This window comes from Brevundimonas sp. (genome assembly GCF_046295075.1).
Classification (GTDB): Bacteria; Pseudomonadota; Alphaproteobacteria; order Caulobacterales; family Caulobacteraceae; genus Brevundimonas.
This window is the reverse complement of record NZ_JBKBOC010000014.1, coordinates 76,332-92,691: the sequence shown is the minus strand read 5'-3', so window position 1 is coordinate 92,691 and position 16,360 is coordinate 76,332. Positions and strand designations below refer to the sequence as shown.

At 67.0% G+C, this 16,360-nt stretch carries 16 protein-coding genes; 12 read left to right on the top strand and 4 right to left on the bottom strand.

Annotation, left to right across the window (positions count from 1 at the left end; genetic code table 11):
* Positions 1 to 283: 283 nt before the first annotated feature.
* Positions 284 to 3,496: a discoidin domain-containing protein gene (locus tag ACK4MH_RS11800; protein WP_409718547.1), complete on the top strand. Its 3,213-nt coding sequence runs from the start codon at positions 284 to 286 to the stop codon at positions 3,494 to 3,496.
* A 148-nt stretch (positions 3,497 to 3,644) separates the two neighbouring features.
* On the opposite strand, the gene ACK4MH_RS11795 is transcribed toward ACK4MH_RS11800, so the two are convergent.
* Positions 3,645 to 4,733, bottom strand: coding sequence for an ABC transporter ATP-binding protein (locus ACK4MH_RS11795; RefSeq protein WP_409718544.1), 1,089 nt, complete (start codon positions 4,731 to 4,733; stop codon positions 3,645 to 3,647).
* A 197-nt stretch (positions 4,734 to 4,930) separates the two neighbouring features.
* Between ACK4MH_RS11795 and ACK4MH_RS11790 the strand changes: the two genes are divergently transcribed.
* Together ACK4MH_RS11790 and ACK4MH_RS11785 are read left to right on the top strand one after the other, a co-directional pair.
* Complete coding sequence (locus ACK4MH_RS11790) at positions 4,931 to 7,546, top strand: TonB-dependent receptor domain-containing protein (protein WP_409718542.1); 2,616 nt, start codon at positions 4,931 to 4,933, stop codon at positions 7,544 to 7,546.
* 56 nt (positions 7,547 to 7,602) lie between these two features.
* Positions 7,603 to 8,319, top strand: coding sequence for a hypothetical protein (locus ACK4MH_RS11785; protein WP_409718539.1), 717 nt, complete (start codon positions 7,603 to 7,605; stop codon positions 8,317 to 8,319).
* A 231-nt stretch (positions 8,320 to 8,550) separates the two neighbouring features.
* Here the strand turns inward: ACK4MH_RS11785 and ACK4MH_RS11780 are convergent, their stop codons facing one another.
* Complete coding sequence (locus tag ACK4MH_RS11780; protein WP_409718536.1) at positions 8,551 to 8,970, bottom strand: winged helix-turn-helix transcriptional regulator; 420 nt, start codon at positions 8,968 to 8,970, stop codon at positions 8,551 to 8,553.
* Between the two features lie 56 nt (positions 8,971 to 9,026).
* Here ACK4MH_RS11780 and ACK4MH_RS11775 point away from each other — a divergent pair, with 56 nt between their 5' ends.
* The 3 genes from ACK4MH_RS11775 to ACK4MH_RS11765 all read left to right on the top strand — a co-directional run bounded on the left by ACK4MH_RS11775 (position 9,027) and on the right by ACK4MH_RS11765 (position 10,602).
* The gene (locus ACK4MH_RS11775) at positions 9,027 to 9,356 is read left to right on the top strand and encodes a nuclear transport factor 2 family protein (protein WP_409718533.1); all 330 of its coding nucleotides are present in this window, start codon (positions 9,027 to 9,029) and stop codon (positions 9,354 to 9,356) included.
* A complete protein-coding gene (locus tag ACK4MH_RS11770; RefSeq protein WP_409718530.1) occupies positions 9,353 to 10,141 on the top strand; it encodes an SDR family oxidoreductase in 789 nt (262 codons plus the stop codon). The genes ACK4MH_RS11775 and ACK4MH_RS11770 overlap by 4 nt, the downstream gene beginning before the upstream one ends.
* 113 nt (positions 10,142 to 10,254) lie before the next feature.
* Positions 10,255 to 10,602 carry an ArsC family reductase gene (locus ACK4MH_RS11765; RefSeq protein ID WP_409718527.1) on the top strand — a complete coding sequence of 116 codons (348 nt, stop codon included), beginning with the start codon at positions 10,255 to 10,257 and terminating at the stop codon, positions 10,600 to 10,602.
* Here ACK4MH_RS11765 and ACK4MH_RS11760 read toward each other — a convergent pair.
* Together ACK4MH_RS11760 and ACK4MH_RS11755 are read right to left on the bottom strand one after the other, a co-directional pair.
* On the bottom strand, positions 10,595 to 11,404 hold the full coding sequence (locus ACK4MH_RS11760; protein WP_409718524.1) for an endonuclease/exonuclease/phosphatase family protein: 810 nt from the start codon (positions 11,402 to 11,404) through the stop codon (positions 10,595 to 10,597). The genes ACK4MH_RS11765 and ACK4MH_RS11760 overlap by 8 nt on opposite strands.
* 7 nt (positions 11,405 to 11,411) lie before the next feature.
* A complete protein-coding gene (locus ACK4MH_RS11755) occupies positions 11,412 to 11,651 on the bottom strand; it encodes a hypothetical protein (RefSeq protein ID WP_135193096.1) in 240 nt (79 codons plus the stop codon).
* 170 nt (positions 11,652 to 11,821) lie between these two features.
* Here ACK4MH_RS11755 and ACK4MH_RS11750 point away from each other — a divergent pair, with 170 nt between their 5' ends.
* The 6 genes from ACK4MH_RS11750 (at position 11,822) to ACK4MH_RS11725 (ending at position 16,339) form a co-directional block, all read left to right on the top strand.
* Positions 11,822 to 12,217 (top strand): DUF6249 domain-containing protein, encoded by a 396-nt coding sequence (locus ACK4MH_RS11750; protein WP_409718521.1) that lies wholly within the window; start codon positions 11,822 to 11,824, stop codon positions 12,215 to 12,217.
* Between the two features lie 24 nt (positions 12,218 to 12,241).
* Entirely contained in the window at positions 12,242 to 12,796 is a 555-nt protein-coding gene (locus ACK4MH_RS11745; protein ID WP_409718518.1) for an RNA polymerase sigma factor, read from the top strand.
* Complete coding sequence (locus tag ACK4MH_RS11740; protein WP_409718515.1) at positions 12,786 to 13,187, top strand: hypothetical protein; 402 nt, start codon at positions 12,786 to 12,788, stop codon at positions 13,185 to 13,187. Before ACK4MH_RS11745 ends, ACK4MH_RS11740 begins: the two co-directional genes overlap by 11 nt.
* A 59-nt stretch (positions 13,188 to 13,246) precedes the next feature.
* Positions 13,247 to 14,083 carry a 3-methyl-2-oxobutanoate hydroxymethyltransferase gene (gene panB, locus ACK4MH_RS11735; protein ID WP_409718512.1) on the top strand — a complete coding sequence of 279 codons (837 nt, stop codon included), beginning with the start codon at positions 13,247 to 13,249 and terminating at the stop codon, positions 14,081 to 14,083.
* Positions 14,084 to 14,162: 79 nt separating this feature from the next.
* Positions 14,163 to 14,933, top strand: a complete 771-nt coding sequence (locus tag ACK4MH_RS11730; protein ID WP_409718509.1) for a tetratricopeptide repeat protein — start codon at positions 14,163 to 14,165, stop codon at positions 14,931 to 14,933.
* 26 nt (positions 14,934 to 14,959) lie between these two features.
* Complete coding sequence (locus ACK4MH_RS11725; protein ID WP_409718506.1) at positions 14,960 to 16,339, top strand: PQQ-binding-like beta-propeller repeat protein; 1,380 nt, start codon at positions 14,960 to 14,962, stop codon at positions 16,337 to 16,339.
* Positions 16,340 to 16,360: the final 21 nt, after the last annotated feature.

Sequence of the window (16,360 nt, the reverse complement as noted above, 5' to 3'; positions counted from 1 at the left end):
GGACATCGAACTGATGATGGCCGGCGCCGTCGTCACGGTCGCGCCCGTGCTGATCCTCTTCCTCGCCCTGCAACGCTACTACATCCGCGGCATGCTCGCGGGCAGCGTGAAGGGGTGATCCTTGTAGCCTTCTCGTCTCTCTAACGCCCGTCATCCTCGCCCTTGTGGCGAGGATCCAGACTCCCGGTGCGTCCGCTCTATGCACCCCCCGTCGAACACCGGGAGTCTGGATCCTCGGGACAAGCCCGAGGATGACGCGGAGAGGGAAAACTGGAGTAATCGAATGCGTATCCTGACCTCTGCCCTCGCCCTCAGCGCTGCTCTCGTGGCCGCCCCCGCCGCCGCGCAGGACACGCGCATTCTCGACACCATGGACGACGCCTCGCGGTGGCAGGCCAGCGCCTCGACCGACGTTCATGCCGTCGTCTCCGCCGTCGCCGGGCATGATGGGCAGGCGGTGCGGCTCGACTACGATTTCGACGGCAAGGCGGGCTATGCGGTGGTCAGCCGTCCGCTGCCGTTCGACCTGCCCGACAATTACGAGATCAGCTTCTGGGTGCGCGGCGCAGGGCCGGCCAACACCTTTGAGGTCAAGCTGACCGACACCTCGGCCGAGAACGTCTGGTGGAAGCAGACGGCGCGCTACGACTTCCCCGACGGCTGGACAAAGTTCGTGATCAAACGCCGCCAGGTGTCCAAGGCCTGGGGACCCAGTCCTGAGACGGTGCTGCGCCGCGCCGAGCGGGTCGAGTTTGTCGTCGTCGCAGCCGAGGGCGGCAAGGGCGCCGTCGAGATCGACCAACTGAGCCTGCGCGTCCTGCCGGTCGATCCCGCCGTGCCGCCGCAGCCGGTGGCCAGCGACGGACGGTCTGAGGCGACCGCCGCCAACGCCGTCGATCTGGACCTGAAAACCGCATGGACCCCGCCGGTGGGCGAACCGTCGGCCCTGATTCTGGACCTGGGCTACGAGCGCGAGTTCGGCGGCCTGACCCTGCGCTGGGGCGAGCGGGGGGTGGCGGCGGACTATAGGATCTCGGCCTCGACCGACGGGCGCGACTGGCGGGACCTGGCGACAGTTCAGGGCGGGAACGGCGGCGTCGACTGGCTGCGGACGCCCGAGACGACCGCCCGCTGGCTGCGGCTGGAGCCGCTGAAGCCGGTCCCCGCGCCCGATGTCGTCGGCTCGTCCGGCGCCGGCCAGCGGCTGGGCGCGGGGCAGGCGACGACCTATGCGTTGAACGAGTTCGAGGTCGAACCCCTGGCCTTCGGCGAGGACGCAACCGCCTTCGTGGAGGCGGTGGCCAAGGAGAACCGGCGCGGTCTCTATCCGCGCGGCTTCTTCGGGGAACAGCCCTACTGGACCCTGGTCGGCGTGGACGGCGGCGGCGAGAGCGGTCTGATCGGCGAGGACGGCGCCATCGAACTGCGCCGCGCCGGGCCGAGTATCGAGCCCTTTGTCGTCGATAACGGACGGCTGATCACTTGGGCCGACGTCAATGTCGAACAGGGGTTGAGGGACGGCGACCTGCCGATCCCGTCGGTGAAATGGACCGCCGACGACTGGACGCTGAAGATCACCAGCTTCGCCGACGGTCAGGCCGATCAGGCGCAGCTGTGGGGGCGTTACGATCTGACCAACACCTCGACTCGGCCGCGCACCCTGACCCTGGCCTTAGCCGCCCGGCCGATGCAGGTGAATGCGCCGCGCCAGTTCCTCGCCATTCCCGGCGGCGTCAGCCCGGTCGAGACCATCGCCTGGGACGGCGCCGAACTGGCGCTGAACGACACGGTTCGGGTGCAGCCGCTGGCGACGCCGGATCAGGTCGCGCTCGCGACCTTCGACGCTGGCAGCGACCCTCAGTCCCTGATCCTGCCGTCCGCGCGGCGACCGGCCGTCGAGGCTCTGACGACGACGGATGCGACCGGCCTGGCCGCCGGCGCCTTGACCTATGAGGTAACCCTACAGCCCGGCGAGACCCGCACCGTCGGCTGGGTCTCGCAACTGTCCGGCGAGGATCTGGCGCCCGAGCCGGTGGGGGAAGCGGCTGCGGTTCTGGATACGGTGGAGACACGGCTGGCCGCCGAATGGCGCGAGAAGCTGGACCGGGTGGACCTGACCCTGCCGCCCGCCGCCCAGCGGATCGAGGACGCGCTGAAGTCATCCCTGGCCCATATGCTGATGTCGCGTCAGGGGCCGATCCTCCAGCCCGGCACCCGCAGCTACAACCGCTCCTGGATCCGCGACGGGGCCATGATGGCCGAGGGGCTGAACCGGCTGGGCATGGCCGACCATTCAGCCGACTATCTGCGCTGGTACGCCCCCTATGTGTTCGAGAACGGCAAGGTCCCGTGTTGCGTCGATGCGCGCGGCGCCGATCCGGTGCCCGAGAACGACAGCCACGGCGAGTTCGTCTTCCTGGCCGCCGAGACCTATCGCTACACCGGCGACGAGGCCCTGCTGCGCCAGGTCTGGCCCCAGGTCCAGAAAGCCATCGCCTATATGGACGAGTTGCGCGCCTCGACCCGCACGCCAGAGTTCCAGACTCCCGACCAGCGCCACCTCTACGGCCTGCTGCCCCCGACGATCAGCCACGAGGGTTATTCGGACAAGGCGGCCTATTCCTACTGGGACGATTTCTGGGGCTTGCTGGGCTACAAGGACGCGGTCTTCATCGCGCAGACCCTGGGCGACGCCGAGGCCGCCGCCCGTTACGCCGCCGCGCGGGACCAGTTCGCCGCCGACATCCGCGCCTCCATCGTCGCGACGGCCGAACATCACGACATCGACTGGATCGCCGGCGCCGCCGACCGGGGCGATTTCGACGCCACCTCAACCACGATCGCCCTGTCGCCGTCGGGCGAGCAGGATAATCTTCCGCCCGAACTAATGGCGCGAACCTTCGACCGCTATTGGGAAAACTTCCAGAACCGGCTGACCAATCGCACGGCGTGGAAGGACTATACCCCCTACGAATGGCGGCTGGTCGGCGCCTATGTGCGACTGGGCCAGAAGGACCGCGCCCTGGCGGTGCTGGACTTCCTGATGGCCGACCGCCGTCCCGAGGCCTGGAACGGCTGGGCCGAGGTGGTGGGGCGCGACAAGCGTGAGCCCCGCTTCATCGGCGACATGCCCCATGCCTGGATCAGTTCCGACTATATCCGCTCGGCCCTGGACCTCTTCGCCTATGAGCGGGACCGCGACCATGCCTTGGTTTTGGCGGCGGGCGTGCCGGAGGTGTGGCTGGATACGAAAGAAGGCGTTGGGGTGCGGGATCTGCGCACCGCCTATGGGCCTCTGACCTATGGCTACCGCAAGGAACGGCAGGGGTATGTGCTGACCCTGGGCGACGGGGCGACGCCGCCGGGCGGGTTCGTGCTGCAATGGCCGGCGGGGCAGGGGCGGCCGGAACGGGTTCGGATCGACGGTCGCGCAGCGATGTGGGCGGGCGATGAACTGGTCATTCCGGCAGGGGCGCGACGGGTGGAGTTGCGCTGACCCTTCTCCCCTTGGGGGAGAAGGTGGGGCCGAAGGCCTCGGATGAGGGGTATCTATCCGCCTCGAAACGGCAAGGGCGAGGGTGCGGAAGCAACCCCCTCATCCGTCTCGCTCCGCGAGCCACCTTCTCCCCCGAGGGGAGAAGGGCTTAGAGGCGCTGAAACGCCTTACCGGTCGCGTCGAACAGATGCGCCTGTTTGGCGGAGACGTGCAGCGTCAGCCGCTCTCCCGCCTTGGCCCGCAGTTCACCCGCTAACTGAACCGTCAGCGTGTCTTGCGACGCCGGATGTTTCAGGTGCGCCATGGTCGTGGCGCCCAGGGTTTCGACGAACATGACCTCGGCGTTCAACGCATCGCCGTCGCCGGTCGTGGTCAGGTGTTCGGGGCGGACGCCCAAGGTCACGACGTCGCCGGGCTCGGCGGTCGCGGCGTTCACGGAGACGTGGATCGTCTCACCTGCGGAGGTCTTCACCGTCGCGCCGCTCGCCGAAGCCGCAACGATTACAGCAGCTAACAAATTCATTTTCGGGCTGCCGATGAAGCCGGCGACGAACAGGTTGTCGGGGTGGTCGTACAGGTCCATCGGCGCCCCGACCTGTTCGATCCGCCCGCCATTCAGCACCACGATCCGGTCGGCCAGGGTCATGGCCTCGACCTGGTCGTGGGTGACGTAGATCATGGTGGTCTTCAACTCGGCGTGCAGACGCGCGAACTCGTAGCGCATCCGCACCCGCAGGGCGGCGTCCAGGTTGGACAGGGGCTCGTCGAACAGGAAGACCTGGGGTTCGCGCACGATGGCGCGGCCGATGGCGACGCGCTGGCGCTGACCGCCGGACATGGCCTTGGGCTTGCGGTCCAGATAGTCGGTAATGCTCAGCGCCTCGGCGGCGGCGCGGACGCGGCGGTCGATCTCGCCCTTGTCCGTCTTGGCCAGCTTCAGGCCGAAGGCCATGTTCTCATAGGCCGTCATGTGCGGATAAAGCGCATAGGACTGGAACACCATGGCGATGCCCCGGTCCGACGGCGACAGGTCGTTGACCACGCGGTCGCCGATGGAGACCTGGCCCGTCGTCGCCTCTTCCAGACCCGCGATGGTGCGCAGCAGGGTGGACTTGCCGCACCCCGAAGGGCCGACGAAGACGATGAACTCGCCGTCGGCGATCTCCAGATCGACGCCCTTCAGCACCTCGACGGCGCCGAACGCCTTCTTCACGTCGACCAGACGGACGTTCGCCATGCTTCCTGCTTCCCTTGCCCGTTTCTTGGCCCGTTACCTTGGGCCGTTTCTGTTTTGCCGCACCGTAACCGGTTACATCGCCGGATCAATGGCGCGATAGGTCTCAGCCGAAATCGAATTTGCAAAACTGCAAAATTACTCTTTCGCAAATCCTTGGCGCTGGGTAGAAGCCCGCCACTGATCGCGGGGAGCATGGGATGACGCAGCGCAAATTTCTGATGGCGACGGCTTCGGTCGCGTGGCTGGCGGCCTCGGCCGTCCAGGCGCAGGACGCGTCACAGGTCGAGGACATCGTCGTCACTGGCTCGCGGATCGCTGGCGGTGACCGGATCGCCCCGGTCGAGATGGTGGGACGCCAGACCATTGCCGCCGCCGGGGTCGCCGACGCGTCGCAACTGGTCCGTCTGGTCACCGCCAACTCGGGCTCGGAAGCCCAGGTCGATCAACTGAACCAGCCGCAGAGTTCGGGGACGGCCCAGTTCAACCTGCGCAACCTGGGCCTGGGTTCGACCCTGGTGCTGGTGGACGGTCAGCGCTGGACCAACAGCGCGGTGGTGGCGGTCGATGGCTCGGCCTTCGTCGACATCAACTCGCTCGTGCCGATGATCGCGCTTCAGCGTGTCGAGGTGGTCAAGGACGGCGCCTCGGCCGTCTATGGTTCGGATGCGGTGGCGGGCGTGGTCAACTTCATCACGCGTCGCGATGTGACCCGGCCCGAGGTCAGCGCCAAATACGCCGTCGCCGACGGGTCGGAAGAGAGCGTCGTCGAAGCCATCGGCGGGTTCAAGCTGCTGGGCGGCGACCTCACGCTGGCGGCCTCGCATTTCCATCGATCGGCTCTGGGTTCGGACGAGAGGGACTTCACCCAGGCTGAACGCTACGGCCGCGCCGCCTGGACCGCCGTGACCAGCTATGGCCAGCCGGGCTCCTACTTCCGACCCAGCCGCAACGGGTTCTCGCCCGATCCGTCGTGCGGCGATCCGGCGTTCGCCAGCGCCTATCTGAACTCGCCGACGGATGCCTTCTGCCGGCTGGACTATTCCGACTTCTTCGACCTGACGCCGGAGGAGACGCGGACGCAGCTGTTTGCGGACTATCGTCGGCCGGTGGGCGACATGACCCTGTCGCTGCAGGCGGCCTGGTCGGCGACGAACACCATCGCGCGCCAGTCGCCGTCGCTGCCGATCCTGGCGCGGTCGCTGACCGTTCCGGCGTCGCATCCCGACAATCCGTTCGGCGAGGCGGTGCTGTTCCGGGGGCGTCTGCTGGGCGCGGAGGCAGGGGCGTCGCAGGCCGAGTTCGACTATCGCACCTGGCGCATCGCCGGCGGTCTGGACGGGCGGTTTTCCAACGGCTGGACCTGGAACCTGAGCGCGACCAGCAGCCGTCAGCACGTGGTCTATGACAAGCCCGACACCATCGGCAGCGCCCTGCAGAACGCCCTGAACGGCGTGGGCGGGGCGGGCTGCAACCCGGCGACTGGCGCGCCCGGCGTCGGCGCCTGTCAATATTTCAACCCGTTCGGCAGCGCCTATCTGGGGACAGGCACGGCGAACAGCGCCGCGCTGATCGACAGTTTGATCGGCTCGACCGGCCTGCGCGGCGCATCCACCCTGACGACGGCGGACGCCTCGACCAGCGGCGAGGCCTTCGTCTGGAGCGGCGGATCGGTCGATGTCGCCATAGGCGCGCAGTATCGCCGCAGCGCCTTCCGCCACGACTGGAGCGATCTGGTCAATGCGGGCGACCTGCTGACGGCGGGCGTGTCGCCCGACTTCGAGGGCGATCAGCAGGCGCTGGCCGCCTTCGCCGAGGCGCGCATCCATCTGGGCGACCGGATCGAGGCGCAACTGGCCGGCCGCTACGAATCCTATGACGGCGACGAGGGCCGATTCAGCCCCAAGGCCGCGATCCGATGGGATGTCACCGACGCCCTGGCCCTGCGCGCGTCCTGGGGGCAGGGGCTCCGCGCCCCGTCGGTTTACGCCCAGTCGGGAGCGCAGGCGTCGCAGCCGTCGGTGTTCGACCGGGGCGCCTTCGTCTTCGTCAACACCCTGACCTCGGGCCGGGCCGACCTGAAGCCCGAGAAGTCCGAGAGCCTCAGCCTGGGCGCCCTGTGGAAACCGATAGAAGGGCTGGAGCTGGGCCTCGACGCCTGGCGGTTCGACTATACCGACCAGGTGGTCAAGGAGTCGGCGCAGGCCATCATCGATCAGGCGGCGGCCGATGTGGCGGCGGGCCGTAGTGGCACGGATGCGCAGGGCCGCATCACCCGCTCGCCCAGCGGCGCCCTGACCTTCGTCCAGCTCTATTTCATCAACGCCTCGTCCATCGAGACGCAAGGGATCGACCTGTCGGCCCGCTATCGCCACGGGCTGTGGGGTGGGCAGGCCTCGGCCGCTGCGACCTGGACCTATGTGGACACCTACGACATTCGGCTGAACGCCTCGGCGGCCCAGGTCTCGGGCGTCGGTTCGACCAATCTGAACAACATCGGCCGGTCATTGCCGCGCAATCGCGGCGAGTTCGCCCTGGGCTGGAGCGGGGGCGCCCACGCCGTGACGGCCCTGGTCCACTATACCGACGGCTACGCCAACGACCGCAGCGGGATCACGGACGCCAGCATCGCCAGCCAGACGACGGTCGATCTGCTCTACAGCCGCGCCCTCGGCGCCGATCTCGATCTGGCGGTCGGTGTGGTCAATGTCGCCGACAAGGCGCCGCCGTTGGCGCAGTTCGCCCTGGGTTACGATCCGGTCGTAGCCGATCCACGCGGGCGGGTGTTCAGTGTCGGCCTGACCAAGCGGTTCTGATCGTCGCCTTGCGCGGTCAACCGGGCGGTGTATGCATCCCCTCTGGGGAGAATCCGATGACCGACGGCGAGACGACGCGCAAACAGGCGATCAAGGACCTGTCGGAGGATACGCTCGGCTTCGGCGCGGCCGAGGTGCGCACGGCGCGCGACCTGCTGGTGCGGCCGCGTCTGGTGCTGCAGGCCTGGATGATTGAGGGGCCGACCGGGGGCGGGCGCTACGCCAAGCCGCTGAAGCTGTATCTGACGCTGAACGCGATCATCATGCTGATCGTCTTTCTGAAGGGCGGGTTGAGCGGCTATCTGGAAGGCATGCCCGCGGAGATGCTGAACCCGCTGTTGGCGCAGGCCGGCAAGTCGCGCGACGCCTTCATGGCGGACGCCGACGGGTGGATGTCGTTCCTGACCATCCCGGTGATGGCGCCGCTCTATGCTCTGGCGGCCATGCCGCTGTTTCGGTTGTGGGACGCAGAGGATCTTGGCGTGCGCCGGGGGTTCCGGGCGTCCTTCGCCTATCTGAACGCCTGGACCGTGCCGATGCTGCCGCTGTCCTGGTTCGTGTTCGGGACCGGGCCGGCCGCCCTGATCGCCAGCCTGCTGATGGCCGTGCTGGGCTTCGCCGCCTTCCTGCGCATGGGACGGGGACGGTGGTATCGCGGCATCCTGCCGGGCGTAGGCAAGGCCTTGATTTTGTTCGTAGTCATAGGCTTGGCAGGGATATTGGGGACGTTCATCGTGTCCGTGATCGGCGTGTTCGCCGGGCTGGCGGCCTAGGCGGACCTCCCCGAAAAACAGGGTGCAATCTGTGCACTTCGTCTGAAATCGGCGTCAGGCGAAACTGCACTGCAACGGCGAAAACAGTGCAAGGTGCAAGAAAGTGCAACTTGCGAAAGCGGTGAGGTTTTCAAAGACCGGCCGGGATTATGGCACGGTTAGAAGGGTCGTGAGGTCGATTGACGCTGCTAGCCGAGGAGTAACTGAAAACGCTGCGGATCAGCTGAAAGATTATGATGGAATTGTCGCTGGCTGATCGCGTTCGATCAGACGCTCGCGGACATCGACCGGCGCCGCCTCGGCCCAGTTCAGCAGCTTGTCCAGCACGGGGCAAAGCGACTGTCCCCATTCCGTGAGGTGATATTCCACCTTGGGCGGAACCTGAGCGTGGACGATGCGCGCGACCACGCCGTCGACTTCCAGCTGACGCAGTTGCTGGATCAGCATCTTCTGCGACACACCGGGGATCGCGCGCTCCAGTTCCGAGAACCGACGAACGTTCGAACCGAACAGCTGGAACAGGATCACCAGCTTCCATCGCCCCTCCAGCACCCGGATCACGTTCTGCGTGCTCTGCGCCGCCGTCTGCGGGGTGTAGTCGATGCGCTCACCTTCAGGTGAGTACCTTACCTTTTCGTCCGTACTTGCCATCTCGCAAGCTTATTTCCAGTTTGGATCGAACGCAACGATCTAACCCGGAGCCCCTGATGATTGCCGACCTTGCCAAGCCGATCGCAAACTATGTGGAGGCCAATTCGCGCCTCGATGTCGATGGCATGCTGCACGCCTTTTCACCTGACGCCGTCGTTCAGGATGATGGGGGACGCCATCAGGGGCATCCCGAGCTGAGGCGGTGGATCGAGGAGTCCATAGTCGCCAGCAAGGCGGTCTTTACGCCGGACGCCATGCGCCATGAGGACGGTCAGGTTGTCGTCGAGGGCCTGACGTTTGGCGCGTTCAAGGGCAGTCCCTTGCGGTTCACCCTGCGGTTCACGCTGGAAGGCGACGCCATCCGCGCGCTGGAGATCTCGCTGTGACCGCGCGTCTTGATCCCTCCGAGTTCAATGGCCGACGTGTTCTGGTCACCGCCGGCACCAAGGGCGCGGGCCGGGCGACCGTCGCGCGTTTCCTGGCGGGTGGAGCGCAGGTCATGACTGCCGCGCGTTCGGCCCCGGAAACCTCGACCGGGGCTGAGTTCGTGGCGGCCGACCTGATGACTTTGGAGGGGTGCGAGACCTTGGCCGAAGCCGCCGTCAATCGGTTGGGCGGCGTGGATATTCTGGTGCATGTCGTGGGCGGATCGGCCGCGCCGGCCGGCGGTTTCGCCGCTCTGACGGATGACCACTGGCGCGCCGAGCTGAATCTGAACCTGATGCCGGCGGTTCGCCTGGATCGTCTGCTCGCGCCGCAGATGATCGCGCGCGGCTCCGGCGCCATCATCCACGTCTCGTCCATTCAGCGGACCTTGCCGCTGCCGGAATCCACGACCGCCTATGCGGCGGCCAAGGCGGCCCTGTCCACCTACAGCAAAGCCCTGTCCAAGGAGCTTGGGCCGAAGGGTGTTCGGGTCAATGTCGTATCGCCGGGCTGGATCGCCACGGAAGCCTCGGGCGCTCTTCTGGAGAGGATCGCGGAAGGCACGGGCGGCACGGTGGAAGACGCTCGCCAGGGCGTGCTGAAGGCCTTGGGTGGCATCCCCTTGGGGCGAGCAGCGCAACCCGAGGAGGTCGCCGAACTGATCGCCTTCCTTGCTTCGGACAGGGCGGCCGCCATCCATGGGAGCGAGTATGTGATCGACGGAGGCACGATACCGACGGTCTAGGCGAAGAGCGTGCGCCGGCGGAGCCCGCGCCTAGACTTGGGCGGCCAGACGTCTCACTGAGGGTCGAAAATGGCTATCAGCTGGCCTGCACGAAACCGACGGACGAGACACCCATGACCTACACCCTCTACGGCATTCCCAACTGTGACACGGTCAAGAAGGCGCGGGTCTGGCTGGAGCAGCAGGGGGTCGATTATGTCTTCCATGACTACAAGAAGGCCGGGGCGGATGCGGGGCAGCTGGGGCTGTGGATCGACGAGCACGGGTGGGAGACGGTGCTGAACCGGGCCGGGACTACGTTCAAGAAACTGCCGGATGCGGACAAGGCGGACATCGACAAGGCCAAGGCGATCGCGCTGATGATGGCGCAGCCGTCGATGATCAAACGGCCGGTGCTGGACCTGGGGGATCGGCGGCTGGTGGGGTTCAAGCCCGAGGTTTACGCCGCCGCGCTTACCTGAGCCGGACGGTCGCGGCGACGCCGAAGTGGTCGGAGGGGTATTCGCCGTTCGTGGGCGCGTCGCCGAAGACGTAGGCCTCGACGGGGGCGAAGAACTCCGGCTCGACGAAGATGTGGTCGATGACGCGGTTCGGGTGGCCCTTAGCCGGGTTCAGGGTGGTGGAGGCTGCATTGCGGGGCAGGGCGCTGAGGAAGCGCGGGCCGGTCATGGTGGCCAGGCCTGGGTCGTCCTGCGTCGCGTTGAAGTCGCCCATGACGATCAGGGGCACGCCCTCCTGCGGCAGCCAGCTGAGCAGGCTTGAGATTTGGCGCGCGCGCACCGGGCCGGCGTCGGGCTGCCAGGCCAGATGGGTGACGACCACATCGACCGGGCGTCCCTGAACCGAGACGCGAAGGCGCAGCGCGGTGCGGAAATCGTCCAGCGGGTCCAGCTTGATCGAATCCTCTGCCAGCACCGGCAGGCGGGTCAGCAGGGCGTTGCCGTATCGGCGCGGCGCCCCCTCGGCGTCGGTCGAGACGAAGGCGACGTGGTAGCCGCCCAGCTCACGCGCCAGCATCCGGGCCTGGTTCTCCAGCCCGACGGCGGCGTCCTCCAGCACTTCCTGCAGGGCGATGACGTCGGCGTCCTGGGCCTTCAGCGCCGCGATCAGCAGCGGCCGACGCGCGGTCCAGTCGCCGAGATTGTGCCAGATGTTGAAGGTGACGAGCCTGAGCCCGGCGGCCGGGCGGGCTGCCGGGGCGGAGGCGCAGGCAGCCAGCGGCGCGAACGCTGCGGCGGCCAGAAGGGTGCGACGCCCAATCACGCCGTGTTCAGCCCTCGACGTCCGTGATGGGGCGGTCATGGCCGTCGGCGCGCTCGGTCACCCATGTACCGTCTGCGGTCGCATATTCGATGGAGGCGGTCTCGTCCGGCACACGTTGCTCGCGCGAGACGCGGACGGCGGCCGCCTTGGCGTCGTCATGGGTGGCGAAGGTCTCGGAATAGGTGCCTCCGGACATATAGGCCCAGCCGCCGTCGTGTTCGACGATGCGATAGGTGACATGGGCCATGGGACGCGCTCCTGATGTTGATATTCGGACCCTAGACCGAACCCGCGCCGGCTGGAACGGCGACCTTACGAAGATTTCACGTAACGAAGCGCATCCGTGGAGGCGCCCTGCAGCCTCTTGTGATCAGAAGGCCGCCGCATCAGGCTGCTGCACACACAGAGAGAACCGTCATGGAATGGACCCCGGTCTTTATCGTCTTCACCATCTTCGCCTCGATCGTCGCGGTCGTGGTCGGTCCAAGCTATCTGAAGAGCCGCGAACGGCGTGAGGTGCAGCTGACCGTCCGCCATGCGGTGGACAAGGGCCAAACCCTGCCGCCCGAGCTGATCGACGCCATGACCAAGGATGTGCAGAAGGGGCTGCCGTCGCGCAGCAAGGACATTCGCAAAGGCGTCCTTAGCCTGGCGAGCGGCGTGGGCATCGCCGGATTTGCGTTCACGGTCGGTGGTTTCACCAGCCAATGGGGAGGAAACGGCGAGGGGGCTCTGCTGGGCATCGCCTGCATTCCCGCCGCCATCGGCGTCGCCTTCATCATCCTGGGCTTCTTCAACCCGAACAAAGACTGACGTCCGCCGGAAGGGGGAAACGTCATGGTCAAGACACTCAGAGACTTTCACGATGTCGAGCTGGCCGCCCAGGCGGCGGCCGGCGGACGGCGCGAGTATGGGGAACTGGTCCGTCGGCACGGGTCGGCGGTGCGGGGGCTGCTGCGACGGATGGGGGCCACGCCGTCCCTGTCTGACGACGTAGCGCAGGACGCCTTTCTGCAGGGGTTCCAGCGTTGCTCGGAGTTTCGCGGGCAGGGGACTTTTGCAGGCTGGATCAAGAAGATCGCCGCGCGGCTTTATCTGAAGCGGGTCGCCAGGGAGGCCCGCTATGTCGCGGAGGTCGAGACGGATCAGGCGGATGTCGTGGTCGATCATGGCGGCCTGATGGATCTGGACGAAGCGCTCAAGACGCTCAACGAAACCGAGCGGGTGTGCGTGTCCCTGTGCCACGGCGCAGGGATGTCCCATCCCGAAATCGCGGCGGCCATGAATTTGCCGCTCGGAACGGTGAAATCCCATGTCAAACGTGGTCTGGATAAACTTCGCGCGCGGCTTCAACCGGCGCAGGGCGACGGGAGGTCGATCCATGTCGGCTGATGAATTCGATCCGATGATCGAGCGGATGTTCGCGCAAAGCCCGCGACTGGCCGACGAGGCCCTGTTTTTGGCGACGCTGCAGGCGCGGATGGAGAAGCAGTCGCGCTGGCGGGTGCTGGCGTTGACGGCGGCCGGGCTGATCGGGGGGACGCTGGCGATTCGCGAGGGGCTGAACGTGAACTTCGCCTCTGGCGGCGATACGACGCTGGATCAGGGACTTCGCGCGGCGGCGGCGACGGCGCAGGGCGCGGCCCAGTCAGGACTGGACAGCCTGGGCGTCGGCTCGGTCGATCTGTCCAGCGGCACGGGTGTTCTGGCCTTCTGGATCGTGGCCGGGGCCATGGCTGCGGTGTTGGCAGCGGGCGCTGCGCGGTTGTCGCAGGACGTCTGAAGGTGACTTCGCCGGCGGGCGGGCCTATCTGAACCGCGTTCAGACAGGAGGCCCGCCGGATGTCCATTCAAACGCAGGAGACCGTGAAGCGGATCTCTGTTCCCGATATCGCCGGTCGCAAGGGCGGCGAGCCGATCGTCTGCCTGACCGCCTATGACGCGCCGATGGCGGCCCTGCTGGACCCGCACTGCGACGTGCTGCTGGTCGGCGACAGCCTTGGCATGGCGGTTCACGGCCTGCCCAATACGGTGGGCGTCACCCTGGAGATGATGATCCTGCACGGGCAGGCGGTCATGCGGGGCGCCAAGCGGGCCATGGTGGTCGTGGACATGCCGTTCGGTTCTTACGAGGGCGGCAAGGAGATCGCCTACGCCAACTGCGTGCGGGTGATGCAGGAAACGGGCGCCCAGGCGGTGAAGCTGGAGACCAGCATCGAACTTGCCGAGATCGTCGCCTTCCTGGTCAAGCGCGGCATACCGGTCATGGGCCACGTGGGCCTACGACCCCAGGCGATCCTGGCCGAGGGCGGGTTCAAGGCCAAGGGTCGCACCGATTACGAGCGTGAACGGGTGATGGCCGAGGCCAAGGCCACGGCAGAGGCGGGCGCCTTCTGCATCGTCATCGAGGGCGTCGCCGAATCGCTGGCGCGAGAGATCACCGAGGCCATCGACACGCCGACCATCGGCATCGGCGCATCGGCCGCCTGCGACGGGCAGGTGCTGGTGATCAACGACATGCTGGGCATGTTCGACTGGACCCCGCGGTTCGTGCGCAAATACGCCGATCTGCGCACAGAGATCGACCGCGCGGCCGCCGCTTTCGCCGCCGATGTGAAAACCCGCCGTTTTCCTGCCGAAGTCGAGACCTACTTCTCGAAAAAGCCGGCTTCGCAGTAACGGACGACGTTGCGGGCGGGGAGCCGACCTTCTAGGGTCCGCGCCGGTTTGCATTTCGCGATTTTGGGGCGACGTTTCAGTGGTTGATGTCTTCGAGCAGGTCGAGGAGGAGCTTCGCTCCGAAAAGGTGAAGCGCCTGGCCAAGACCTGGCTGCCCGTTTTCGGCGTGGTGCTGGTTGTCGCGCTGATCGGCGCATTGGGCTGGTGGGGCTGGGACAGCCTGAACACGAACAAGGCCGGCAAGGGCGCTGAGGCCTATGATCGCGGCATGGAGGCCCTGCGGGCTGACAAGCCGATGGACGCCCGCGCCGCCTTCGGGGAAGCGGTCAAGGAAGGCAACGGCGCCTACAAGGTCCTGGCCCTGCAACAGCAGGCCGGCCTGGCCGTCAGCGCCAACAAGTTCCCCGACGCCGTCCGCCTGTTCGACGAAGCCGCCAAGGCCTCCAGCGATCCGCTGCTGTCGGACCCGCCCGCGTTGAAGGCCGCCTTCCTGATCATGGACACTGCGCCCCTGGCCGATATCGAGGCCCGCCTGACGCCGCTGGCCGAAGACGACCGTCCGCTGCACGCCTTCGCCCAGGAAGCCCTGGCCCTGGCGCGCCTCCAGCACGGCAAGACCAAGGAGGCCCGCGAGGCCTTCGTCCTGCTGCAACTGGGTCAGGACGTGCCGGATTCGGTGCGTCAGCGCGCCCAGATCGCGGTGGAATCCATCGACGCCGGCACCGCAGGCGCGATCAAGCCCATCATCGACGCCGCCGCCAAGGCCACGCCCCCGGCCCCCGGCGCCGCGAATGCGATGACCCCTTCGGCGCCTGCAGCGGCCCCCGCCGCCGCCCCGGTTGCCCAATAGTGACGACCCCTTACAGGACGCCCCAGATGAACCGAGTTCTGAAAGTCGCGCTGATCTGCGGCGTCGCCGCGACCATGGCGTCCTGCGGCACCGTGCGCCGCAACCTGCCTTTCGGCCTGGGCGGCCAGGAGGAGGCCGGCGCGACCGCCTCTGCCGGTCAGCGGATTTCGGTGCTGGAGTTCGAACAGACGCTGACCCCGTCGGCCGCCCTGTCGGGCCGCGACTACTTCCTGCCTGGTCCCCAGGCGATCACGGCGTGGACCCAGCCGGGCGGCACGTCCGAAAACCTGGTCGAGCACGTTATCGCCGCTCCGAACTTCCAGATCGCTTGGAAGCGCAACATCGGCGAGGGCTCGTCGCAAGTCGGCAACGTCATGGCGCCCATCGTCGCCGCAGACGGCAAGATCTTCGTGCTGGACGGCGAATCGACCGTTTCGGCCGTGTCGGCCGACACCGGCGAAGTCCTGTGGAAGGCCAACGTCAAGAATACTGAGCGTGATCGCAACGGCGGCTTCGGCGGCGGCGTCGCCGTGGGCGGCGGCAAGGTATTCGTCTCCTCGGGCTATCGTTCGATGTCGGCGCTGGACGCCAACACCGGCGCGGTGGTCTGGACCCAACAGGTGGACGCCCCGATCCACGGCGCCCCGACCGTGTCGGGCAACCGTGTGTTCGTGGTCGATGTGGACAGCCAGTTGTTCGCCTTCGACGCCGCCACCGGCGCCCAGGACTGGACCTATCGCGGCATCGCCGAGCCGGCGCGCGTCATGCGCGCCTCCAGCCCGGCCGTCAGCGGCAATACCGTCGTCGCGCCCTTCGCTTCGGGCCAGCTTGTCGCGCTCAGCGCACTGAACGGTCAGGCCGTGTGGGAAGAGACCCTGTCGCGCACCAGCCGCACCAGCGCCCTGTCGGAAGTTCGCGACGTGGCGGGCCGCCCGGTCATCAGCCGCGGCATGGTCTATGGCGTCAGCCATTCCGGCGTCCTGTCGGCGCTGGACCTGCGTTCGGGCCAACCCAAGTGGCAACTGCCGGTGACGGGCGTGAACGCGCCCCTGCCGGTCGGCGACGCCGTCTTCGTTGTGTCCAAGTCGGGTCAGCTGATCACCGTCAACCGCGACACGGGCCAGATCTACTGGACCCGCGAGCTGAACGAAGGTCGCATCCGCAAGGAAGGTGGTTTCTTCGGCTTCTTCGATCGCGAACTGACGCCGCAATGGTCGGGTCCGCTGCTGGCCTCCAACCGCCTGGTGATGGTAAACTCGTTCGGCGAGGCCGTGGCCTTCGATCCCAAGACCGGCGCCGCGCAGACGACCCTGAAGCTGGGCGCGCCCGCCTATATCGCGCCTGCCGCCTACAACGGCGCCCTGTACGTGCTGACCGATAACGGTCAGCTGATCTGCATCCGCTGATTTTCAGCCCGAATTACGCTA

Excerpts from the sequence above, each read along its gene's own strand:
- ACK4MH_RS11765 (WP_409718527.1), top strand. The coding sequence starts at position 10,255 with ATGACCTACACCCTCTACGGCATTCCCAACTGTGACACGGTCAAGAAG.
- ACK4MH_RS11800 (WP_409718547.1), top strand. The coding sequence starts at position 284 with ATGCGTATCCTGACCTCTGCCCTCGCCCTCAGCGCTGCTCTCGTGGCC.
- ACK4MH_RS11745 (WP_409718518.1), top strand. The coding sequence starts at position 12,242 with ATGGTCAAGACACTCAGAGACTTTCACGATGTCGAGCTGGCCGCCCAG.
- panB (WP_409718512.1), top strand. The coding sequence starts at position 13,247 with ATGTCCATTCAAACGCAGGAGACCGTGAAGCGGATCTCTGTTCCCGAT.
- ACK4MH_RS11785 (WP_409718539.1), top strand. The coding sequence starts at position 7,603 with ATGACCGACGGCGAGACGACGCGCAAACAGGCGATCAAGGACCTGTCG.
- ACK4MH_RS11755 (WP_135193096.1), bottom strand. The coding sequence starts at position 11,651 with ATGGCCCATGTCACCTATCGCATCGTCGAACACGACGGCGGCTGGGCC.
- ACK4MH_RS11795 (WP_409718544.1), bottom strand. The coding sequence starts at position 4,733 with ATGGCGAACGTCCGTCTGGTCGACGTGAAGAAGGCGTTCGGCGCCGTC.
- ACK4MH_RS11790 (WP_409718542.1), top strand. The coding sequence starts at position 4,931 with ATGACGCAGCGCAAATTTCTGATGGCGACGGCTTCGGTCGCGTGGCTG.
- ACK4MH_RS11775 (WP_409718533.1), top strand. The coding sequence starts at position 9,027 with ATGATTGCCGACCTTGCCAAGCCGATCGCAAACTATGTGGAGGCCAAT.
- ACK4MH_RS11750 (WP_409718521.1), top strand. The coding sequence starts at position 11,822 with ATGGAATGGACCCCGGTCTTTATCGTCTTCACCATCTTCGCCTCGATC.
- ACK4MH_RS11740 (WP_409718515.1), top strand. The coding sequence starts at position 12,786 with ATGTCGGCTGATGAATTCGATCCGATGATCGAGCGGATGTTCGCGCAA.
- ACK4MH_RS11725 (WP_409718506.1), top strand. The coding sequence starts at position 14,960 with ATGAACCGAGTTCTGAAAGTCGCGCTGATCTGCGGCGTCGCCGCGACC.
- ACK4MH_RS11780 (WP_409718536.1), bottom strand. The coding sequence starts at position 8,970 with ATGGCAAGTACGGACGAAAAGGTAAGGTACTCACCTGAAGGTGAGCGC.